17 protein-coding genes are annotated in these 18,096 nt (G+C 70.8%); 3 read left to right on the top strand and 14 right to left on the bottom strand.

Annotated features, from left to right (window positions below; all coding sequences use genetic code 11):
* Nucleotides 1–4 precede the first annotated feature (4 nt).
* The 8 genes from ACWEOZ_RS07055 to trpS form a co-directional block, all read right to left on the bottom strand.
* Nucleotides 5–1,207: an ABC transporter permease gene (locus ACWEOZ_RS07055; protein WP_451909956.1), complete on the bottom strand. Its 1,203-nt coding sequence runs from the start codon at nucleotides 1,205–1,207 to the stop codon at nucleotides 5–7.
* A 134-nt stretch (nucleotides 1,208–1,341) separates the two neighbouring features.
* Entirely contained in the window at nucleotides 1,342–2,883 is a 1,542-nt protein-coding gene (locus ACWEOZ_RS07050) for an ABC transporter ATP-binding protein (protein WP_451909817.1), read from the bottom strand.
* Between the two features lie 192 nt (nucleotides 2,884–3,075).
* Complete coding sequence (locus tag ACWEOZ_RS07045; RefSeq protein ID WP_451909816.1) at nucleotides 3,076–4,170, bottom strand: BMP family lipoprotein; 1,095 nt, start codon at nucleotides 4,168–4,170, stop codon at nucleotides 3,076–3,078.
* Between the two features lie 195 nt (nucleotides 4,171–4,365).
* On the bottom strand, nucleotides 4,366–4,647 hold the full coding sequence (locus tag ACWEOZ_RS07040) for an SCO4848 family membrane protein (protein WP_451909815.1): 282 nt from the start codon (nucleotides 4,645–4,647) through the stop codon (nucleotides 4,366–4,368).
* 37 nt (nucleotides 4,648–4,684) lie between these two features.
* Nucleotides 4,685–5,074, bottom strand: a complete 390-nt coding sequence (locus tag ACWEOZ_RS07035; protein ID WP_451909814.1) for a hypothetical protein — start codon at nucleotides 5,072–5,074, stop codon at nucleotides 4,685–4,687.
* Between the two features lie 7 nt (nucleotides 5,075–5,081).
* A complete protein-coding gene (locus ACWEOZ_RS07030) occupies nucleotides 5,082–6,002 on the bottom strand; it encodes a YihY/virulence factor BrkB family protein (protein ID WP_451909813.1) in 921 nt (306 codons plus the stop codon).
* 70 nt (nucleotides 6,003–6,072) lie between these two features.
* A complete protein-coding gene (locus tag ACWEOZ_RS07025) occupies nucleotides 6,073–6,615 on the bottom strand; it encodes a 2'-5' RNA ligase family protein (RefSeq protein WP_451909955.1) in 543 nt (180 codons plus the stop codon).
* The gene (trpS, locus tag ACWEOZ_RS07020) at nucleotides 6,612–7,637 is read right to left on the bottom strand and encodes a tryptophan--tRNA ligase (protein WP_451909812.1); all 1,026 of its coding nucleotides are present in this window, start codon (nucleotides 7,635–7,637) and stop codon (nucleotides 6,612–6,614) included. The genes ACWEOZ_RS07025 and trpS overlap by 4 nt, the downstream gene beginning before the upstream one ends.
* A gap of 152 nt (nucleotides 7,638–7,789) precedes the next feature.
* Here trpS and galE point away from each other — a divergent pair, with 152 nt between their 5' ends.
* Genes galE through ACWEOZ_RS07005 form a run of 3 tightly spaced genes read left to right on the top strand, consistent with a single transcriptional unit; the run spans nucleotide 7,790 to nucleotide 10,167 of the window.
* On the top strand, nucleotides 7,790–8,767 hold the full coding sequence (gene galE / locus ACWEOZ_RS07015; protein WP_451909811.1) for a UDP-glucose 4-epimerase GalE: 978 nt from the start codon (nucleotides 7,790–7,792) through the stop codon (nucleotides 8,765–8,767).
* Between the two features lie 13 nt (nucleotides 8,768–8,780).
* A complete protein-coding gene (galK, locus tag ACWEOZ_RS07010; protein ID WP_451909810.1) occupies nucleotides 8,781–9,926 on the top strand; it encodes a galactokinase in 1,146 nt (381 codons plus the stop codon).
* 43 nt (nucleotides 9,927–9,969) lie between these two features.
* A complete protein-coding gene (locus tag ACWEOZ_RS07005) occupies nucleotides 9,970–10,167 on the top strand; it encodes a hypothetical protein (protein ID WP_451909809.1) in 198 nt (65 codons plus the stop codon).
* 46 nt (nucleotides 10,168–10,213) lie between these two features.
* Here the strand turns inward: ACWEOZ_RS07005 and ACWEOZ_RS07000 are convergent, their stop codons facing one another.
* Genes ACWEOZ_RS07000 through arfA form a run of 6 tightly spaced genes read right to left on the bottom strand, consistent with a single transcriptional unit; the run spans nucleotide 10,214 to nucleotide 18,025 of the window.
* On the bottom strand, nucleotides 10,214–11,209 hold the full coding sequence (locus ACWEOZ_RS07000; RefSeq protein ID WP_451909808.1) for a glycoside hydrolase family 43 protein: 996 nt from the start codon (nucleotides 11,207–11,209) through the stop codon (nucleotides 10,214–10,216).
* The gene (locus ACWEOZ_RS06995; RefSeq protein WP_451909807.1) at nucleotides 11,203–13,404 is read right to left on the bottom strand and encodes a family 43 glycosylhydrolase; all 2,202 of its coding nucleotides are present in this window, start codon (nucleotides 13,402–13,404) and stop codon (nucleotides 11,203–11,205) included. The genes ACWEOZ_RS07000 and ACWEOZ_RS06995 overlap by 7 nt, the downstream gene beginning before the upstream one ends.
* A gap of 4 nt (nucleotides 13,405–13,408) precedes the next feature.
* The gene (locus ACWEOZ_RS06990) at nucleotides 13,409–14,236 is read right to left on the bottom strand and encodes a carbohydrate ABC transporter permease (protein ID WP_451909806.1); all 828 of its coding nucleotides are present in this window, start codon (nucleotides 14,234–14,236) and stop codon (nucleotides 13,409–13,411) included.
* Nucleotides 14,237–14,238: 2 nt separating this feature from the next.
* Complete coding sequence (locus tag ACWEOZ_RS06985) at nucleotides 14,239–15,177, bottom strand: carbohydrate ABC transporter permease (RefSeq protein ID WP_451909805.1); 939 nt, start codon at nucleotides 15,175–15,177, stop codon at nucleotides 14,239–14,241.
* A gap of 5 nt (nucleotides 15,178–15,182) precedes the next feature.
* Nucleotides 15,183–16,517: an ABC transporter substrate-binding protein gene (locus ACWEOZ_RS06980; RefSeq protein WP_451909804.1), complete on the bottom strand. Its 1,335-nt coding sequence runs from the start codon at nucleotides 16,515–16,517 to the stop codon at nucleotides 15,183–15,185.
* The gene (gene arfA, locus ACWEOZ_RS06975) at nucleotides 16,514–18,025 is read right to left on the bottom strand and encodes an arabinosylfuranosidase ArfA (RefSeq protein ID WP_451909803.1); all 1,512 of its coding nucleotides are present in this window, start codon (nucleotides 18,023–18,025) and stop codon (nucleotides 16,514–16,516) included. The genes ACWEOZ_RS06980 and arfA overlap by 4 nt, the downstream gene beginning before the upstream one ends.
* Nucleotides 18,026–18,096 lie beyond the last annotated feature (71 nt).

The raw sequence follows: 18,096 nt of genomic DNA, 5'->3' as shown, positions 1-18,096 counted from the left end.
GGGGTCACCAGCCCTTCGCCATCGATGCGCCGAGCCGCGCGGAGCGGGCGGCACGCAGGTGGAAGATCGCCTTCACGAGGGCCGGAGCGGCGATGAAGATGACGATCAGGGCCTGGAGCACGGTCACCAGCTCCAGGGAGATGCTCGAGAACGACTGCATCCGGTTGCCGCCGGCCCGCAGCGCGCCGAACAGCACCGCGGCGGCCAGGGTGCCCCAGGGCCGGTTGCGGCCGAGCAGGGCGACCAGCAGGCCGTCGAAGCCGATGTTGCCGGCCACCTGGGTGGTCAGGGCATGCGCGGTGCCCAGCACCTGGGTCGCGCCGCCCAGCCCGGCCAGGCCACCGGCCGTGACCATGAGCAGGGTGTACGTCCGCGCGACGCTGATGCCCGCGGTGCGGGCGGCGGCCGGGTTGGCCCCGACCGCGCGCAGCTCGAAGCCGAACGCCGACCGGTTGAGCAGCCAGGCGACCGCCGCGGTGGCCAGTACGGCCAGCACGATGCCCAGGTTGACGCGGACCTCGCCGCCGACGGCCGGCAGCTGCGCCGAGGAGTCGACCGGCTCGCTGATCGCGTCGCTGCGCCCGCTCTGCTGGATGCCCTTCTGCAGGATCAGCCAGCTCAGGAACAGGTTGGCGGTGTAGTTCAGCATGATCGTGACGATGACCTCGTGGGCGCCGGTGCGGGCCTTGAGGATGCCCGGCACGAAGCCCCAGAGCGCGCCGCCGAGCAGGCCGGCGACGAGCGCGGCGATCAGGTGGATCACCGGCGGCAGCGGCAGCAGGAAGCCGGCCAGCGCGGCGCAGATCGTGCCGACGACCGCCTGGCCCTGGCCACCGATGTTGAACAGGCCGCCGCGGAACGCCAGCGCCACCGACAGGCCGGTGAAGACCAGCGGGGCCGCGTACGTCAGCGTCTCGGAGATCGGGAAGACGACCTGGCGCCAGGTGCCGGTGCCGTTGCTCCAGGCGGTGATGGCGGCCGGGTCGACGATCGCGCCCTTGAACAGGTCCGCGTACGCGTTGCTGACCACGGTCCAGCTGGCGTTGAGCGCGTCGCCGGGCCGGGCGGTGAGGTACGAGAACGTGTCCAGCACCGCCGGGTCGGACACGATGATCAGGATCGCGCCGATGACCATGGCCATGAGGACGGACAGCACCGTCACCGTGACCGTGTTGGCCGCCCACAGGTTGCGCACGAACTGGTTCAGGAAGGTGTCTTCGTCGCCCGGCTTGTCCGGGGCCGGGCCGGCGGCCGGCTTGTCCTGCACGCCCGTGGCGGCTGCCGGGTCCGCGGCCGGCTCGTCGGCCGGCTTCCGCGGTGCGCCGACCGGTTCGTCGGTGGTCACTTGGTCCCCTTCTCTGCGGCCCCGTCGCCGTCCGCTGCCGGCCCGGTGCCCGGCTCGGTGGCCGTTGCAGCCGGCGCCGCGGCCGCGGGGTCCGTGATGCCGGCCATCAGCAGGCCGATCTCCTCGCGGGGCGTGTCCGGCGAGACGATCGCCAGGATCCGGCCCCTGTACATGACGGCGATCCGGTCGGCCAGCGCCGCGACCTCGTCCAGCTCGCTGGAGACCACCAGCACCGCGGTGCCGACGTCGCGCTCGTGCACGACGCGGCCGTGGATGAACTCGATCGAGCCGACGTCCACGCCGCGGGTCGGCTGCGAGGCGATGAACAGCCGCAGCGGCCGGGACAGCTCCCGGGCCACCACGACCTTCTGCTGGTTGCCGCCGGAGAGGGTGCTGACCGCCGCGTCCGGCGAGGACGTACGGATGTCGAACTGCTCCACCCGCTCGCGGGCCGCCGCCGCGACCGCCGCCGGGTTGAGCCGGAAGGCGTTGCCGTACGGCGCCCGGTCGTACTGGTCGAGCACCAGATTCTCGGCGACGGTGAACTCCTTGACCACGCCGTCGAGACTGCGGTCCTCGGGCACGTAGCCGACGCCGGACCGCAGGATCTGCTTGGTGGTCATGCCGGTCAGGTCCTCGTTGTCGACCTGGATGGTCCCGGCCCGCGGCTCGCGCAGGCCCATCACGGCCTCCACCAGCTCGGTCTGGCCGTTGCCCTGCACGCCCGCGACGCCGAGCACCTCGCCGGCCCGCACGACCAGGTCGACGCCGTCCACGGCGCGTACGCCGCGGTCGTCGTCGACGATCAGGCCGGAGATCTTGAGGACCTCCCGGCCCGGCTCGGCCGGGGCCTTGGTGACCTCCAGGTTGACCGCCCGGCCGACCATCAGGGCGGCCAGCTCGTCCTCGGGGGTCTCGGGGGCGGCGGTACCCACTGTCCGGCCCCGGCGGATCACCGTGATCCGGTCGGCGATCTCCTTGACCTCTTTGAGCTTGTGGGTGATGAAGACGATCGACTTGCCGGTGGCGGCGAGGCTGCGCATGACGGCCAGCAGCTCGCTGGTCTCCTGCGGGGTGAGCACCGCGGTCGGCTCGTCCAGGATCAGCAGGTCGACGTCGCGGGTCAGCGCCTTGACGATCTCGACCCGCTGCTGGGCGCCGACCGGGAGGTTCTCCACCAGCGCGTCCGGGTCGACCGGCAGGCCGTAGCGCTCGGAGACCTCGAGCACCTCGCGCCGGGCCCGGCGCCGGTCCAGGAAGCCGGCCCGCGCCTTCTCCGCGCCGAGGGCGATGTTCTCCGCCACGGTGAAGACCGGTACGAGCATGAAGTGCTGGTGCACCATGCCGATGCCGGCCGCGATGGCGTCGCGGGGGCTGCGGAAGGTCCGCGCCACGCCGTCGACGAGCACCTCGCCCTCGTCGGGCTGCAGCAGCCCGTACAGCTGGTTCATCAGGGTGGACTTGCCCGCGCCGTTCTCACCGAGCAGGGCGTGCACCTCACCCGGTTCGACGGTCAGGTCGATGTGGTCGTTGGCCACCAGGTCGCCGAAGCGCTTGGTGATGCCGCGCAGTTCGAGTCTCAGCGGAATCTCCTGCAGACGAGAGGCTGGTGATCAACGGGGGGACGTTAGCAGCCTGAGCAGAGCCGCCGCGCAGGCCGCGGGGGGTGGACCCCACGACCGCGCGGCGGCCGGATTGCTAGCTCGTGACCCGGTGTCCCGGGAAACGGATCACTTGGGGGCGTTGACCGACTCGACCTTGACCGTACCCGCGATGATGTCCGCCTTGAGCTTGTCGACCTCGGACTTGAGTCCGGCGTCGACCTTGCTGTCGAACTGGTTGTACGGCGCGATGGAGACACCGTTGTTCTCCAGCGTGCCCAGGTAGCCCGGGGTGGCCGTGAGCGGCTTGCCGGAGGCGCCCTCGGAGACAGCCGTCTCGACCGCGTCGGTGATGTTCTTGACCACCGTGGTCAGGAAGACGTCGCAGTACTGCTCGGCGCTCTTGCAGCCGTCCTGGTCGACCCAGATGACCGACACCTTGCCGCCGGACGCCTTGGCGACGTCCGCCGTGCCCAGGCCGGTGCCGCCGGCCACCGGCATGACCACGTCGGCGCCCTGGGCGACGAACGTGTTGGTGATCGACTTGCCCTTGTTCTGGTCGCCGAAGTTCTCGGCGAAGGTGCCGTTCTGCTTGGCCTTGTCCCAGCCGAGCACGGCGACGTTCTTGCCCTTGGCCTTGTTGTACTGCGCGACGCCGTCGGCGAAGCCGTCCATGAAGACGGTGACCGGCGGGATCTTCAGGCCGCCGTAGGTGGCCACCTTGCCGGACTTGGAGTAGCCCGCGGCGAGGTAACCGGCCAGGAAGGCCGCCTGCTCGGTGGCGAACTGCATCGGGAAGACGTTGTTCGCCCCCGCGATGCTGCTGTCCACGATGCCGAACTGCTGGGTGGCGTTCTCGGCCGCGACCTTCTTGGTGGCGTCGCCCATCAGGCCGCCGACCGCGAGGATGAAGTTGCACTTCTGCGTGACGAACTGACGCAGGTTGGGTTCGTAGTCCTCCGGAGCGGTCGACGCCACGTACTTCGGGTCGACGTTGCTCTGGGCCTCCTTCGCGGCCTGCATGCCGGCCCACGCCGAGGCGTTGAACGAGCGGTCGTCGATGCCACCGGTGTCGGTGACCATGCACGCCTTATATGCGGCGGCGGCGCTGCTGGCGCCCCCGCTCGGGGTCTCGTCCGGGGCGTCGCCACAGGCAGCGGCGGCGAGCGAGAGCCCACCCGCCGCGAGAATCGCAACGATTCGCTTCCCACGTACTGGGCGCAAGACGCCCTCCTTCCACAGCGCACCGGCACTTCGCGGTGCGTCTCAGGTCGGGAGCGTAGCCGCAGGCCACGGCGGCGTCAGGAAATCGGGCCGGACTGTTGGCGCACCGTTATCTGGCCGCGACCGGCCGGGCCCCTGAACGCCGCTTTAGCAAGGCTGGGGCGGGAAATGCCCGGTTGCCGGAGTAACCCGCCGTTAATCTTTCGGCGGCAGCGGACTCACGGCCGCGTTTTCTTCGGCGCGTCGGGGCGCGGGGGCCGCCGCGCGCCAGGCCCGGACCCCCAGCACGCCGACCGTCGTGCCGATCACCAGCGACGCGGCGATCAGCAGTGCGTGCACCCAGAGGAACGACGTCGGGCTGCCGCCGGCGAACGACCGGTCGTCGCGGTAGATCGCCAGGCCGAACCGGGGCCAGATGAGCCACGTCCAGACACCGACCAGGACCAGGAACGCCGACCACCGTCGTGAGAGCACCACGACACGAGTATGCCCGCCCGGCCGGACGGCTCCCGGGTCAGCCGCCCGAGGTGAGCTTGGCGGCGATGCGGGCGAAGCCGGCGCGTACCTCGGCCTCGGACGGTGGCCGGCCCGGCGTCGTGCGCAGCGGTCCCTCGGCGTCCAGGTCGGTCGCGGTGGTGTCGATGTCCTGACCGGAGCGGGCCAGCTCGATCTCCGCGCGGATGGCGTCGGCGTCGGCCAGCGGCAGCAGCGGTTCGACGACCGCCATCAGGTCCTCGTCGGCCACCACGGCCTGGGCCAGCGCGAGCGCGTGCGGCCGCTCGTACGGCCCGCAGACCAGCGGCTCCCACTCCTCCTCGTCGTCCAGCGCGCCGATGGTGATGATCCAGGGCAGGTTCGCCACCGGCGAGTCCGGCGGCAGGTGCAGCGTCACGAGGGTCCCCACCTGCTCATCATTCCGGGCGGTGGTGCCGAATCCAGGTATTTTGCCCCACCGGAGCGGTTTTATCGTCAGCTGACAGGTCCACCACGCGACCGTGCGGGCTGGTCGCCGCCCAGGCCGCGCCGAACAGCAGCAGCTGGTTGAAGACGTACAGGTACACCAGCACGCCCACCGCGCTGGCGACGAGGCCGTACGCCGGGTTGCGCTCGACCAGGCCGAGCAGCGAGCGGCCCACCGTGTTGAGCAGGGTGATGCCGATGCCGACCTGCAGCACCGGCGGGGCCATCCGGCGCGCGGTCATCCGCAGCCGCGGCACGGCGGCCAGCAGGGCGGCCGCCAGCAGCATGTTGATGCCCAGCGTGAGGATGAGGCTGACCATGGCCCGCAGGAACGACACGTGCCCGCCGGCCAGCCACTCCAGCAGCGACTCCAGGCCGTAGACAGCGAACACGGAGACGCCCAGCAGCAGCATTATCCCGATCATCACGAGCAGGTCGACGGCCTGGCGGACGCCGATGTAGCCGGGTTGCTCGTTGAGTCGCCAGATCAGCCGCTGCGAGGAGCGGATCGCCTCGACCCAGCCGATGCCGGTCAGCACCAGGCCGACGATGCCGACGATGCCGACGGTCCGGCCGCTGGCCACGATCGCCTCGACGTCCAGGAACGGCAGATTCTCCCCGAGGAAGTCCTGGACGATCTGGAACAGCCCGGAGTTGCTCTTGATCAGGAAGCCGAAGACCGAGTAGCCGATCAGCGCCAGGGCGAAGACCGCGAAGAAGCCGTAGTAGGCGATCGCCGCGGCCAGCCGGCCACCCAGCACCTCGTCGTAGCGCAGCAACGCGCGGCACAGGTGGTCGAAGTACCGCGAGCGGTGCCGCAGGGCCATGATCCGGATCTCGACCGCGGCGTACGCCCGGTCGATGGCGTTCACGCCGCCGACCGTACCGAATGCGGCGGGGTCTGTCCGCGCAGGCCCGGGCTCTTCCGGCGGGCCGGGCTGGCTAACGCAGGCCGCCGAGCGGGTAGTCGCGCCGGCGCTGCCAGGGGCCCTCGCCACCGTGCGAGAAGAGCGTGAATCCGCCGACGTCGAAGCGCGCCGAGAAGCCGGCCAGATCCTCGAAGACCGCGTCCAGCGCGTCGCTCGGCACGTCCTGGGCGACCGTCACGTGCGGGTGGTACGGGAACCGGGTGTCCCGGTTGATCGCCTCGGACGCGGTGATCGCGGCGGACAGCAGCTCGCACTCGCTGATGCCGACCGCGAGGGTCACGAAGACCACCTCGGTGACCGGCCGGAACGTGCCGGTGCCGCGCAGGTGGATGGTGAACGGCTGCTGGGCCGAGGCGACCGCCTCGAGGTGCTTCTCGACGTCGGGCAACGCCTCCGTGCGGATCTCGGTCGGGCCGAGCAGGGTGACGTGGGCCGGTGTGTACGCCGCCTGCGGATCGCCCGCCGCGCCCCGGCGGCGGGTCAGCTCCGAGCCCCACGGCTCGGGGATGTCGATCGCGACGCCGATGCGCGTCGTGCCCTCGGCCACGCGGGTCAGACCTCGCGCGCCGGGCTGAGGAACCCGAGGTGCTGGTAGGCGTTGGCCAGCGTGACCGCGGATACCGCCCGGGCCTTGTCGGCGCCGACCGCGAGGACCTTGTCGAGGTAGCCCGGGTCCTCCAGGTAGGTGCGGGTGCGCTCCTGGACCGGCTTGACGAACTCGACGAAGACCTCGGCGAGGTCCTTCTTGAGGTCGCCGTAGCCGCGGCCGTCGTACTCCTCGAGCAGTTCGTCTATGGTCCGCTGGGTCAGCGCCGCGTACATGGTCAGCAGGTTGCTGATGCCGGGCTTGTTCTCCTCGTCGTAGAGGATCTCCCGGCCGGTGTCGGTGACCGCCGACTTGATCTTCTTGGCCGACCGGGCCGGGTCGTCCAGCAGCTCGAGGATGCCGTTGGGCGACGACGCCGACTTCGACATCTTCGCGGTCGGCTCCTGCAGGTCGGTGATCTTGGCGGTGTCGCGCACGATGTACGCCGCCGGCACGGTGAAGGTCGGGCCGAACCGGGTGTTGAACCGCTGGGCCAGGTCACGGGTGAGCTCGAGGTGCTGGCGCTGGTCCTCGCCCACGGGCACGGCGTCGGCCTGGTAGAGCAGGATGTCGGCGGCCTGCAGGATCGGGTAGGTGAACAGCCCGACGCTGGTGGTGTCCGAGCCCTGCTTGGCCGACTTGTCCTTGAACTGGACCATCCGGCCGGCCTCGCCGAAGCCGGTGATGCAGCTCAGCACCCAGGCGAGCTGCGCGTGCTCGGGGACGTGCGACTGCACGAAGAGGGTGCAGCGCTCCGGGTCCAGCCCCAGGGCGAGCAGCTGCGCGACCGACAGACGGGTGCGGTTGCGCAGGGCCACCGGGTCGTGCCCCATGGTGATCGCGTGCAGGTCCACGACGCAATAGAAGGCGTCGGCGGTCTCCTGCATGGCCACCCAGTTACGGACCGCGCCGAGGTAGTTGCCGAGGTGGAAGGAATCGGCGGTCGGCTGGATGCCGGAGAGCACCCGGGGACGGTGGTCGGCGTCGGACATGAGCGCCATTGTGTCAGCTTCGCGGGGCTTTCCGTCAAACGCCCGGCACCGGATTGTCTGATGTTTGAACGTGTTGACTTATGAGCGTTCTTAGTGGAAAGCTATTCTGAAGACAGCGCGTCCGTCCAGCATCCGCTACGAAAGGTCACGACGTGAAACTGCTCGTCACGGGAGGGGCCGGATATATCGGCAGCGTCACCAGCCGCCTGCTGCTCGACGCCGGTCACGAGGTCACCGTCCTGGACAACCTCAGCACCGGCTTCCGGGAAGCGGTCGCGCCCGACGCCACCTTCGTGCAGGCCGACATCGCCGAGGCCGCGAGCGTGCTGACCCCGCAGGCCGGCTTCGACGCGGTGGTGCACTTCGCGGGCCTGATCGCCGCCGGCGAATCGATGGTCAAGCCGGAGCTGTACTGGGACCACAACCTGGTCCGCTCGCTGGCCCTGCTGGACGCCGTCCGCAGCGCCGGGGTGCCGCGCATCGTCTTCTCCTCCACCGCCGCGGTCTACGGCAACCCCACCGAGCTGCCCATCACCGAGGCCGCGGTCAAGGCCCCGACCAGCACGTACGGCGCCACCAAGCTGGCCTTCGACTTCGCGTTGACCTCCGAGACGTTCGCGCACCGGCTGGCCGCGGTCTCGCTGCGCTACTTCAACGTGGCCGGCGCGCTGATCCGCCCCGACGGCACCGCCATCGGCGAGCGGCACGACCCGGAGACCCACCTCATCCCGATCGCCCTGCAGGTGGCCGCGGGCAAGCGGGAAAAGCTCCAGCTCTTCGGCGACGACTACCCGACCGTCGACGGCACCTGCGTGCGCGACTACATCCACGTCGAGGATCTGGCCCGAGCCCACCTGCTGGCGCTCGACGCGGCCACCCCGGGCGAGCACAAGATCTACAACCTGGGCAACGGCAACGGCTTCTCCAACCGCCAGGTCGCCGAGGTGGCCCGCGAGGTCACCGGGGCCGAGCTGCCGGTCGAGGTGGCGCCGCGCCGCGACGGTGACCCGGCCAGCCTGGTCGCCTCGTCGCAGCGGGCCCGCGACGAGCTCGGCTGGGTGCCGGAGAAGGACACGCTGACCGACATGATCGGCGACGCCTGGGCGTTCTACCGCAGCCACGTCGCGTGATCTGATCATGGACATGACTGTTGCATCCTCCGCGGCGCAGGCCTTCCGCGACGCCTACGGCGCTGAGCCGACCGGACTGTGGGCGGCGCCCGGCCGGGTCAACCTCATCGGCGAGCACACCGACTACAACGACGGCTTCGTGCTCCCGTTCGCCCTGCCGCAGCACGTGGTCGCGGCGGCGTCCCCGGCCGAGGGCCCGGACTGGACGGTGTGCTCGACCTTCACGGAGGGCTCGGTCTCGTTCGGCGCCACCCAGCCCGGCGGCGTCGAAGGCTGGGCCGGTTACGTGGCCGGCATCGTGTGGGCCCTGCGGGAGGCCGGCTTCGACGTGCCGCCGGCCCGGATCGCGTTCGCCTCGGACGTGCCCGTGGGCGCCGGAGTCTCGTCGTCCGCGGCCCTGGAGTCGGCCACGCTGACTGCCCTGGTCGAGCTGGGCGGGCTGGAGCTGCCGGTGGCCGACCGGCCGGCGCTGGCCCAGCGCGCGGAGAACGTCTACGTCGGCGCGCCGACCGGGATCATGGACCAGTCGGCCTCGATCCGCTGCACCGAGGGCCGGGCGCTGTTCCTGGACTGCCGGTCGCTGGCGGTCGAGCAGATCCCGTTCGACCTGGCGGCCGACGGCCTGGCCATCCTGATCATCAACAGCAACGCGCCGCACCAGCACGTCGACGGCGAGTACGGCGCCCGCCGCAAGTCGTGCGAGGAGGCCGCCCGCATTCTCGGCGTCCCGGCCCTGCGGGACGTGACCCTCGACGGCCTCGACGCCGCGCTGGCCCGGCTCGACGACGACGTGACCCGCCGCCGGGTGCGGCACATCGTGACCGAGAACCAGCGGGTCCTCGACACGGTGGAGCTGCTGCGGTCCGGCCGGATCCGGCAGATCGGCCCGCTGATGACGGCGTCGCACGCCTCGATGCGCGACGACTTCGAGATCACGGTGGCGCAGGTCGACGTCGCGGTCGAGGCGGCGCTGGCGGCGGGCGCGTACGGGGCCCGGATGACCGGCGGCGGCTTCGGCGGTTGTGTGCTGGCCCTGATCGACGCGGACCGGGCGGACGAGACCACGGCGGCGGTCGAGCGCGCGTACGCGGAGCATGATTTCACCGCCCCGACCACCTGGTCGGCTGTCCCCGGCCCGGGGGCGGCCCGCCTGCCCTGACGGGTGGGGTGTCAGCGGTCGCGCGGCGGGTATTGCTCCGGTCATGACTGCGCAATCCGAATCGAATCAGCCGAACGAGTTCGGCTTCGCCGGTGGCGCCACCGCGCCGCAGCCCGAGCCCGAGCAGGACCCGGCCGACCGGGTCGACGCCGAGCGGGTCGCGGTGCCGTCCGACGACCTCACCGGAGCCATCTCCGACGGCATCGACAACATGACGCAGGGCGACGACGCGAAGCACTGACCGGCAGGGCACCGGGCGGACCCGAGGAGGGCCGCCCGATGACCGGTCAGCGGGGTAGCGGCTGCGGCTCGGCGTTCGGGCCGCGCACGACCGGACGGCCGTCCACCCAGTCGACCCGGTCCAGCCACAGCTGGCGGCCCGGGGCGACGCTGCCGATCGCCTCCGGTGGCCACGCGTGGTAGAGCAGCCAGGTCTCCCCGGCCGGCGTGGTGACCAGGAAGCTGTGCCCGGGACCGGCCGCGGCCGGGGTCGAGCGCAGGATCGGGTTCTCGGCCGCCTTGCGGCACGGCCCCAGCGGGCTGTCGCACTCGGCGTAGCCCACGGCGTAGACGTCCTTGTCGAAGGCGTTCGCCGAGTAGAACAGGAACAGCTTGTCGTCGTGGCGGACCAGCTGCGGCGCCTCGATGACGTGGTCCTCCCAGCCGGCGTCGTTGGTCAGCAGCCGGACCGGCTCCCCCACCAGCGACCGGCCGTCCGGGCTGAGCCGGCTGCCGTAGAGGTGGGTCGGCTCCCCGATGTGGTTGCCGTCGTTCTTCCAGTGCAGCCAGAGATTGCCGTCGGCGTCGGCGTACGGGCTGGCGTCGATCGAGCCGCCCTCGTCGGCCTGGCAGATCAGCGGCTTCGCGGCGTCGTCGACGAACGGGCCTTGCGGGGACCCGGCCCGGGCGACGCCGATGCACTGCAGGTTCGCCGCCGTCGACCGGGCCGTGTAGTAGAGCAGGTAACCGCCGTCCGCGGCGATGACCTCGGGCGCCCACGTGTTGCCCCGCTCGGCCCACGTGCCCACCTCGGGCAGCGCGTCCCCGACCGGGGTCCAGGTGACCAGGTCGGGCGAGGTCATGACCGGCACGTTCTGGCTGGTGTTGTTGGTGCCGTAGGCGTACCAGGTGCCGTTGTCGAGGATGACCCCCGGATCGGGGAAGTTCTCCAGGAACACCGGGTTGGTGAAGGTCGGCTGGGCCACGGTCGGCTCCTTCGTACCGCCGCCGCATCCGGCGGCGAGCATTCCGATGGACAGGATGCTGATCAGGCGTCTCACCACCGGCGGAACCGCAGGTAGTCGAAGGACGCGGTGACGGCCGGCTGGGCGCCGCCGTGGGCGATCAGCCCGATCCGCGGCTGTGAGTCCGCGGGCAGGGTCCACACACCGCCCCAGGTCCAGGTCCGGCCGTCCCGGCTCACCCCGGCCCGGTACTCGTGCTCCCCGTTGACCCGGTCGACGTGGTGGGCCAGCCGTAGCCAGGTGGTGGTCAGGCCGGGGGTGCCGGCGATGGTGCCGCCGTACGAGGTGGTGCCCGCGTACGGGATCTCGTGGCCGAACTCGACCTGGCGGGTGTTCCAGATGGCCACGGCGGACAGCCGCGCGAACTCGTCGTCCCCGGCGTACGCGATGAGCCCGGCCTGCTGGTAGTTGCGCACCGAGTCCTCGCCCAGGTCGAGCGTCAGCTTCGTCTCGGCGATCCAGCTGCCGTCCGGTGCGTCGCGCAGCAGCACGCCCGCGTTGTTCGAGGTGCCGGTCAGGTCGGCGTTCTGCACCGGCCAGCGCAGCGCACCGCCGCTGACGGTCGCCGCCGGGTCGGGCCGCACGAACGTCCAGGCCGGGCTCAGCGCCGAGCCGGTGAACTCGTCGGAGTAGGCACTCAGCAGCCGCCCGGGTTCGGGCACGGCAGCCGCCCGGCGGACCGGTTCGGCCAGCGGACCCACGCTGACGTTGTCCACCTCGGCGCCGGCCCGCGCGGTGACCGCGATGACGTGCTTGCTGCGCTCGGCGATCCGGGCGCTCACGACGGTCGTGTCGTCGAGCGTGGCGGTGAGCCGGCCGTCGCGGACGTCCACGGCCAGGTGGTGCCCGGCCGTCGCGTCGAAGCCGGCGGGCAGCGCGGTCCGGCGCGAACCGGCGACCAGGGCGCCCCCGTCGATCCCCACCGTCGTGGTGTCGATCATCAGCCCGGCCGGGCCGCGGACGTCGGCTTCCACGCGCAGGTCGCCCCGCTGAGGCGACCGGGCGACGAGCGTGCCGCGGCCGCGCAGCCGGCCGTCGGCCACCGCCCAGCTGCCGTCGGCGGTCCGCCACTGCCGGGCCGAGAGCGTGTTGAAGTCGTCCTGCAACGGCGTGCGGGTGACCGGCGCGGCGACGGGACGCTCGGACGCCCAGGCGCCGGCCCGCACGGTCGGCCAGCCGCCGATCCAGTCGAGGCGGTCCAGCAGCATCGGACGCTCATTGATCCCGAACGGCTCGTCCAGGTACGGGTCGGCCCGGTCGATGGCGTGGTACGCGAGCCAGTCCTGGCCGGCCAGGTCGGTGATCAGCCCGTTGTGGCCGGTGCCGACCCACTTGTTGCCGTTGGGGGCGACGACCGGGGTGCCACCGGCCCGGGACACGTCCAGCCGCAGGCCGTCGCGGTCGGTGAACGGACCACGCGGGTCACGGGAGCGTCCCACCGAGACGGAGTAGCCCGTGGTCGGGCCCGCGCAGCAGTTGGCCGAGGAGGCGAACAGGTAGTACCAGCCGTCGCGGCGGACGACGTACGCGCCCTCGAACTTGTTGTCGATCGCCACCCGGGTCGCCGTGCCGGTGATGCGCAGGCCGTCCGCGGACAGCTCGCTGACCCAGATGCCGCCGAAGTAGCTGCCGTAGTAGAGGTAGCTGCGGCCGTCCGGGGTGGTGAGCTGGGCCGGGTCGAAGGTCCACAGCCAGCCGCCGTCACCGCTGGGCCGGGGTGCGACCACCGGCTCATCCACGAAGGTCCAGGGGCCGGCCGGGGTCGGCGCGGTGGCCGCCCCGATCGCCGACCGGCCGGGGCCGCCCGTGGTTTCGGTGACGGTCACGTACATGACCCAACACTGGGGTTGCGATTTGCAGTGCGGCGAAGCCGCCTTGGCGGCACTGTCGCCGATGCGACGCACGTCGGGGGCCCAGAAGGCGGCGTTGTCGGCGGCGAAGGCCGGGCGCTGGCCCTCGGCGAACGCGTCACCCACGTATGTCCACGACACCAGGTCGGTCGAGCGGGCGGTGGGGATGCGGTGCGCGACCTTCTCGCCCTCGCGCAGCGGGTCGGTGGTGCCGTACGCGTACCAGAAACCGTCGTCGCCCCGCACGACCATCGGGTCGGCGAACGTGTCCGCGAAGGACGCGGAGACCGGGTTGGTGTAGGTCTGCCGCTGCGGCGCGGCCTGCGCCGCAGCGGGGGTGAGCAGCAGAATCGCCGCGGCGAGCGCGGCCGTGCACCGTCGCATGAGATCAGCCCTTCAGGCCGGACCGGGAGACACCCTCGATGATGTAGCGCTGGCTGACCATGAACAGGATCAGCGCCGGGATGCTGGCCAGCGCGGCGCCGGCCATGATCACCGGATAGTTGATGTTGTAGGCGCCTTGCAGCGTGCCCAGGCCGGGCGGCAGCGTGAAGTTGTCCGGGCTGAACAGCGTGTAGACCGGCCAGATGAAGTCGTTCCAGTTGGTCAGGAAGCTGATCACGGCCAGGGTGGCCAGGGCCGGCTTGGACAGCGGCAGGATCACCTTGGTGAAGATCTGCCAGGAGTTGGCCCCCTCCAGCAGCGCGGCCTCCTCCAGCTCCCGGGGCAGCCCCAGGAAGAACTGCCGCAGGAAGAAGACGCCGAAGGCGCTGGCGGCGCCGGGCACGATCAGCGCCATGAGGGTGTCCAGCCAGCCGAGCCGGTCGATGATCAGGAAGTTCGGGATGATCAACGTGAAGATCGGCACGAACAGCGTTCCGATGATCAGCGCGAAGACGAGCTTCTTGCCGCGGAACTCCATCCGGGCCAGCGCGTACGCGGCCATCGAGGCGACGATGAGCACCAGCAGCGCCTGCCCGCTCGCGGCGATCAGGCTGTTGAGGAACCAGCGCAGCACCGGCGTCTGCGAGTCACCGGCGAACAACGTGTCGTACGCGCTGGTCGTCGGGTCGGCCGGCAGGATCGTCGGCGGCACCCGGGTGGCCTCGTCGGCGCTCTTGAACGAGGTGGTCAGCATCCACACGATCGGGGCGATGAAGACCAGGCTGAGCAGGCCCAGCAGGGAGTACCAGGCGATACCGCGGAATCTGCCCATGGCTAGTCCTTCTCCCGGAACAGGCGGAAAGTGATCATGCTGACCAGCAGCAGGCCCAGCGTGAGCAGGTAGCTCATCGCGGCCGCGCTGCCCATCCGGTAGTTGCGCAGGCCCTCCTCGGCGATGTACATGATCGCCGTGCGGGTCTCGACACCCGGCGCGCCCTGCGTGATCAGGTACGCCTGGCCGAACATGTTGCTGGAGGCCAGGATCGTGTTGATCACGATGAACAGCAGCACCGGCCGGAGCCCGGGCAGGGTCACGTGGCGGAACTCGGCCCAGCGGCCGGCCCCGTCCACCTTGGCCGCGTCGTAGAGCTCCCGGGGGATGTCCTGCAGCCCGGCCAGGTAGATGACCGCGTTGAACCCCAGCGTCCACCAGACGGTCACGCCGACCAGCGAGATCCACGCCCACGGCAGACCTGTGGTCCAGGCGGTGTCGTCGGGCAGGCCGATCGCGCCCAGCATGGCGTTGATCGCGCCCAGGTTGGGGTCGAGCAGGAAGCGCCACAGCACGCCGATGACCGCCACACCCAGCACGTACGGCGCGAAGTACACCGCCCGGAAGAAGGTGCGGCCCTTGAACGAGCGGTTCAGCAGCAGCGCGATCGCCAGGGGCACGGTGACCAGCAGCGGCACGCTGAACACCGTGAAGATCGCGGTGGCCTGCATGCTCTGCCAGAAGAAGTCGAACACCGGCGACGCGCTGTCGAACAGCGCCTGGTAGTTGTCCAGCCCCACGAAGGGCTTGCCGGGCAGCAGGTAGTCCCAATCGTGCAGGCTGATCCAGAGCCCGTAGCCGGCCGGCACGAGCGTGAAGGTCGTGAACAGCAGCGCGTAGGGCAGCAGGTACAGGTATGGGGTGACGCCCGCCCCCCGCCTCGGCGCCCGGGTCGCGGGCGCCGAGGCCGAGGTGGTGGCCGTCTCCAGCACGTCCACCATGGTGGTCAGCCGCCGTACTTCTTGCGGTTCTGCTCGAGAATCTGGTTGGCCTTGGCGGCCGCGTCGGCCAGCGCCTTGCCGGGCTCCTTGCGCAGCAGGATCGCCTCGTTGACCGCGGTGTCCACGGTGGCCAGAGCGTCCGGGATGCCCGGCACGGACGGCGGGAAGTGCAGGTTGTCGATCTGCGTGCCGATCGCCGCCTGCTCCTTGAGCGCCGCGAACTCGGTGCTGTCGCGGATCTCCTTGCGGGCCGGCACCTGGCCGCCCTTGGCCCACTCCAGCGACTGCTGGCTGATGAAGTTGATGAAGACCTTGCCGGCCTGCAGCTTGTTGGCATCCTGGGTGCGCTGCTTGAACTGCACGAACTGGTGCGAGCCGGCCCACGCGGCGGGCTGGGAGCCGATCTGCGGCAGCGCCGAGACGCCCCACTCCATGCCCTTGACCCCGCGCAGCGTGTTGATCGTCCAGATGCCGTTCCAGTTGAACGCGGCCTTGCCGTTCTGCAGGGCGATCAGGTCGGCGTCCTGGGCCACGTTCTTCGGGCTGTAGCCGTTCTTGACCAGGTCGGTGAGCCAGGTCAGGGCCTGCACGCCGGGCTGCTCGGCGAACAGCGGCTTGGTCGCCTTCTCGTCGAACAGCTGGCCGCCGAACTGCCAGGTCAGCGCCTCGAACTGGAGCGTGCCGGTGAACGGGAACGGCGTCGCCCAGTGTCCCTGGATGCCCTTGGACTTGAGCTTGTCCAGGGCCGCCATGTACTCCTCGTTGGTGGTCGGCGCCTTCTCCGGGTCCAGCCCGGCGCTCTGGAGCACCTTCTTGTTCCAGAACATGCCCAGCGGGTGCACGTCCAGCGGGATCGAGTACCGCTTGCCGTTGTAGACCCCGGCCTGCCACACCGGCGGCGAGAAGTCGCTCTCGGTCAGCTGCAGGGACTTGGCCAGGTCGTCCAGCGGCAGGACCACGCCGCGGGCGGCGTTGGTGGCGACCTGGTCGACGTGCATGATGCCCAGGTCCGGGCCGTTGCCGGTGGACACGGCGGCGGGGACCTTCTGGTAGTAGTCGGCCCACTCGTACACGTTCATCGTGACCTTGATGTTGGGGTTCGCGGTGTTGAACTTGTCCACCAGCGACTTCATCACCGGGCCGTCACCGCCGGTGAAGCCGTTCCAGAAGGTCAGGGCGACGTTGGGACCGGTGTAGTTGGTGGCCGCGGGCTGGGCGTTCTCGCCGCCACCGCCGACGACGGGATTGGGGCCGTCGTCACCGCAGGCGCCGAGCAGGACGGCGCCACCGGCGCCTACGCCGAGCCCGAGCAGGCCGCGGCGGGTGAGATGTGGTTTCACGGTTTCTCCTCGGGGGTGAAGCTCAGGGCGTGCCAGGAGACAGGGGGAAGCAGGACGGTGGCGCGGCCACCGTCGAGGGCAGGCATTTCTTCGGTACGGGGACGGACGCGATCAGGAGCAGCGGCGGTGTTGCCGATGGACGGGTCGTCCTCGGCGAGCCGGATCCACTGTCCCGGGCGCAGTCCGGGGAAAGCCCGCAGGTCGATGTCCAGCGGGACAGCTTCGGTGCCGCGGTTGACGGCGAAGACGGCGAGCCGGCCGGTGCGCTCGTCGAGGGTGGCGACCGCGTCCACCGCCGGCACCTCGCCGTAGCGGCCGGTGGACATGGTCGGCGACTGCACGCCCGCCCGCAGCACGGTGCCGTGGGCGAGGCGGGCGGTGTGGGCGAACGGGTGGTAGATGGTCTGCCGCCAGGCGGGTCCGCCGGGCGTGGTCCGGATCGGCGCGATGATGTTGACCAGCTGCGCCTGCGCGCCGACGGTGACCCGGTCGGCGTGGCGCAGCATGCTGATCAGCAGGTTGCCCACCACCATCGCGTCGGTGACGGTGTAGTCGTCCTCGATGAGCGCCGGGGTGTCCTCGATCGGCCGGTCCTCCGGCTCGGTGAAGCGGGACTGGTACCAGACGTTCCACTCGTCGAGGGCGAGGTTGATCCGCTTCTGCCGGCGCAGCTTGGCCCGTACGTGGTCGGCCGTGGCCACGATGTCGTCGATGAAACCGTCGAGGTTGACGGCGGCGGCCCGGAAGCTCGCGTCGTCCTGGCTCTCCGGGTCGTAGTAGCTGTGCAGGGACAGGTAGTCGACGTGGTCGTAGGTCTGCTCCAGGACCGTCGCCTCCCACCCGGCGAAGGTCGGCATGTCGGCCTTGGAGCTGCCGCAGGCGACCAGCTGGATGGTGGGGTCGACGCGCTTCATGGCGTGTCCGGCGCGGGCGGCGAGGCGGCCGTACTCCAGGGCCGTCAGGCTGCCGATCTGCCAGGGCCCGTCCATCTCGTTGCCCAGGCACCAGAGCCGGATGTCGTGCGGGCGGGCCACGCCGTGCTTGCGGCGCAGGTCGGCGGCCGCGGTGCCGTCGGGCAGGTTGCAGTACTCGACCAGTTCGGCGGCCTCGACGATGCCGCGGGTGCCCAGGTTGACCGCCATCATCGGCTCGACCCCGGCCAGCTCGGCCCAGCGCATGAACTCGTTGAGCCCGAACGCGTTGCTCTCCAGCGACCGCCAGGCCAGGTCGAGGCGGCGCGGCCGGTCGCCGACCGGGCCGACCCCGTCCTCCCAGCGGTAGTTGGAGACGAAGTTGCCGCCCGGGTAGCGGACCAGCGTGACGCCCAGCTCGCGGACCAGCTCGAGCACGTCGGTGCGCAGCCCGTCGGCGTCGGCCGCGGGGTGGCCGGGCTCGAAGATGCCGGTGTAGACGCAGCGACCCATGTGCTCCACGAACGAGCCGAAGAGCCGCCGGTCCACCGCACCGATGGCGAAGGCGGGGTCGAGGGTCAGCCGAGCCTTGTCCACGTAGCGCTCCTGTCCGCAGGTCTGTGTGCCGCCTCACACTGTTTACAACGTTGGAACCAACGTTGTAAAGA

The sequence above is a fragment of the Actinoplanes sp. NPDC004185 genome (assembly GCF_053603475.1).
The sequence above is the reverse complement of the archived record's forward strand: the minus strand, read 5'-3'. Positions and strand labels throughout refer to the sequence as shown.

Coding starts and splice junctions, on each gene's coding strand:
- ACWEOZ_RS06995 (WP_451909807.1), bottom strand. CDS start 13,404: ATGCGACGGTGCACGGCCGCGCTCGCCGCGGCGATTCTGCTGCTCACC.
- galK (WP_451909810.1), top strand. CDS start 8,781: ATGACTGTTGCATCCTCCGCGGCGCAGGCCTTCCGCGACGCCTACGGC.
- ACWEOZ_RS07005 (WP_451909809.1), top strand. CDS start 9,970: ATGACTGCGCAATCCGAATCGAATCAGCCGAACGAGTTCGGCTTCGCC.
- trpS (WP_451909812.1), bottom strand. CDS start 7,637: ATGTCCGACGCCGACCACCGTCCCCGGGTGCTCTCCGGCATCCAGCCG.
- ACWEOZ_RS06985 (WP_451909805.1), bottom strand. CDS start 15,177: ATGGTGGACGTGCTGGAGACGGCCACCACCTCGGCCTCGGCGCCCGCG.
- ACWEOZ_RS06990 (WP_451909806.1), bottom strand. CDS start 14,236: ATGGGCAGATTCCGCGGTATCGCCTGGTACTCCCTGCTGGGCCTGCTC.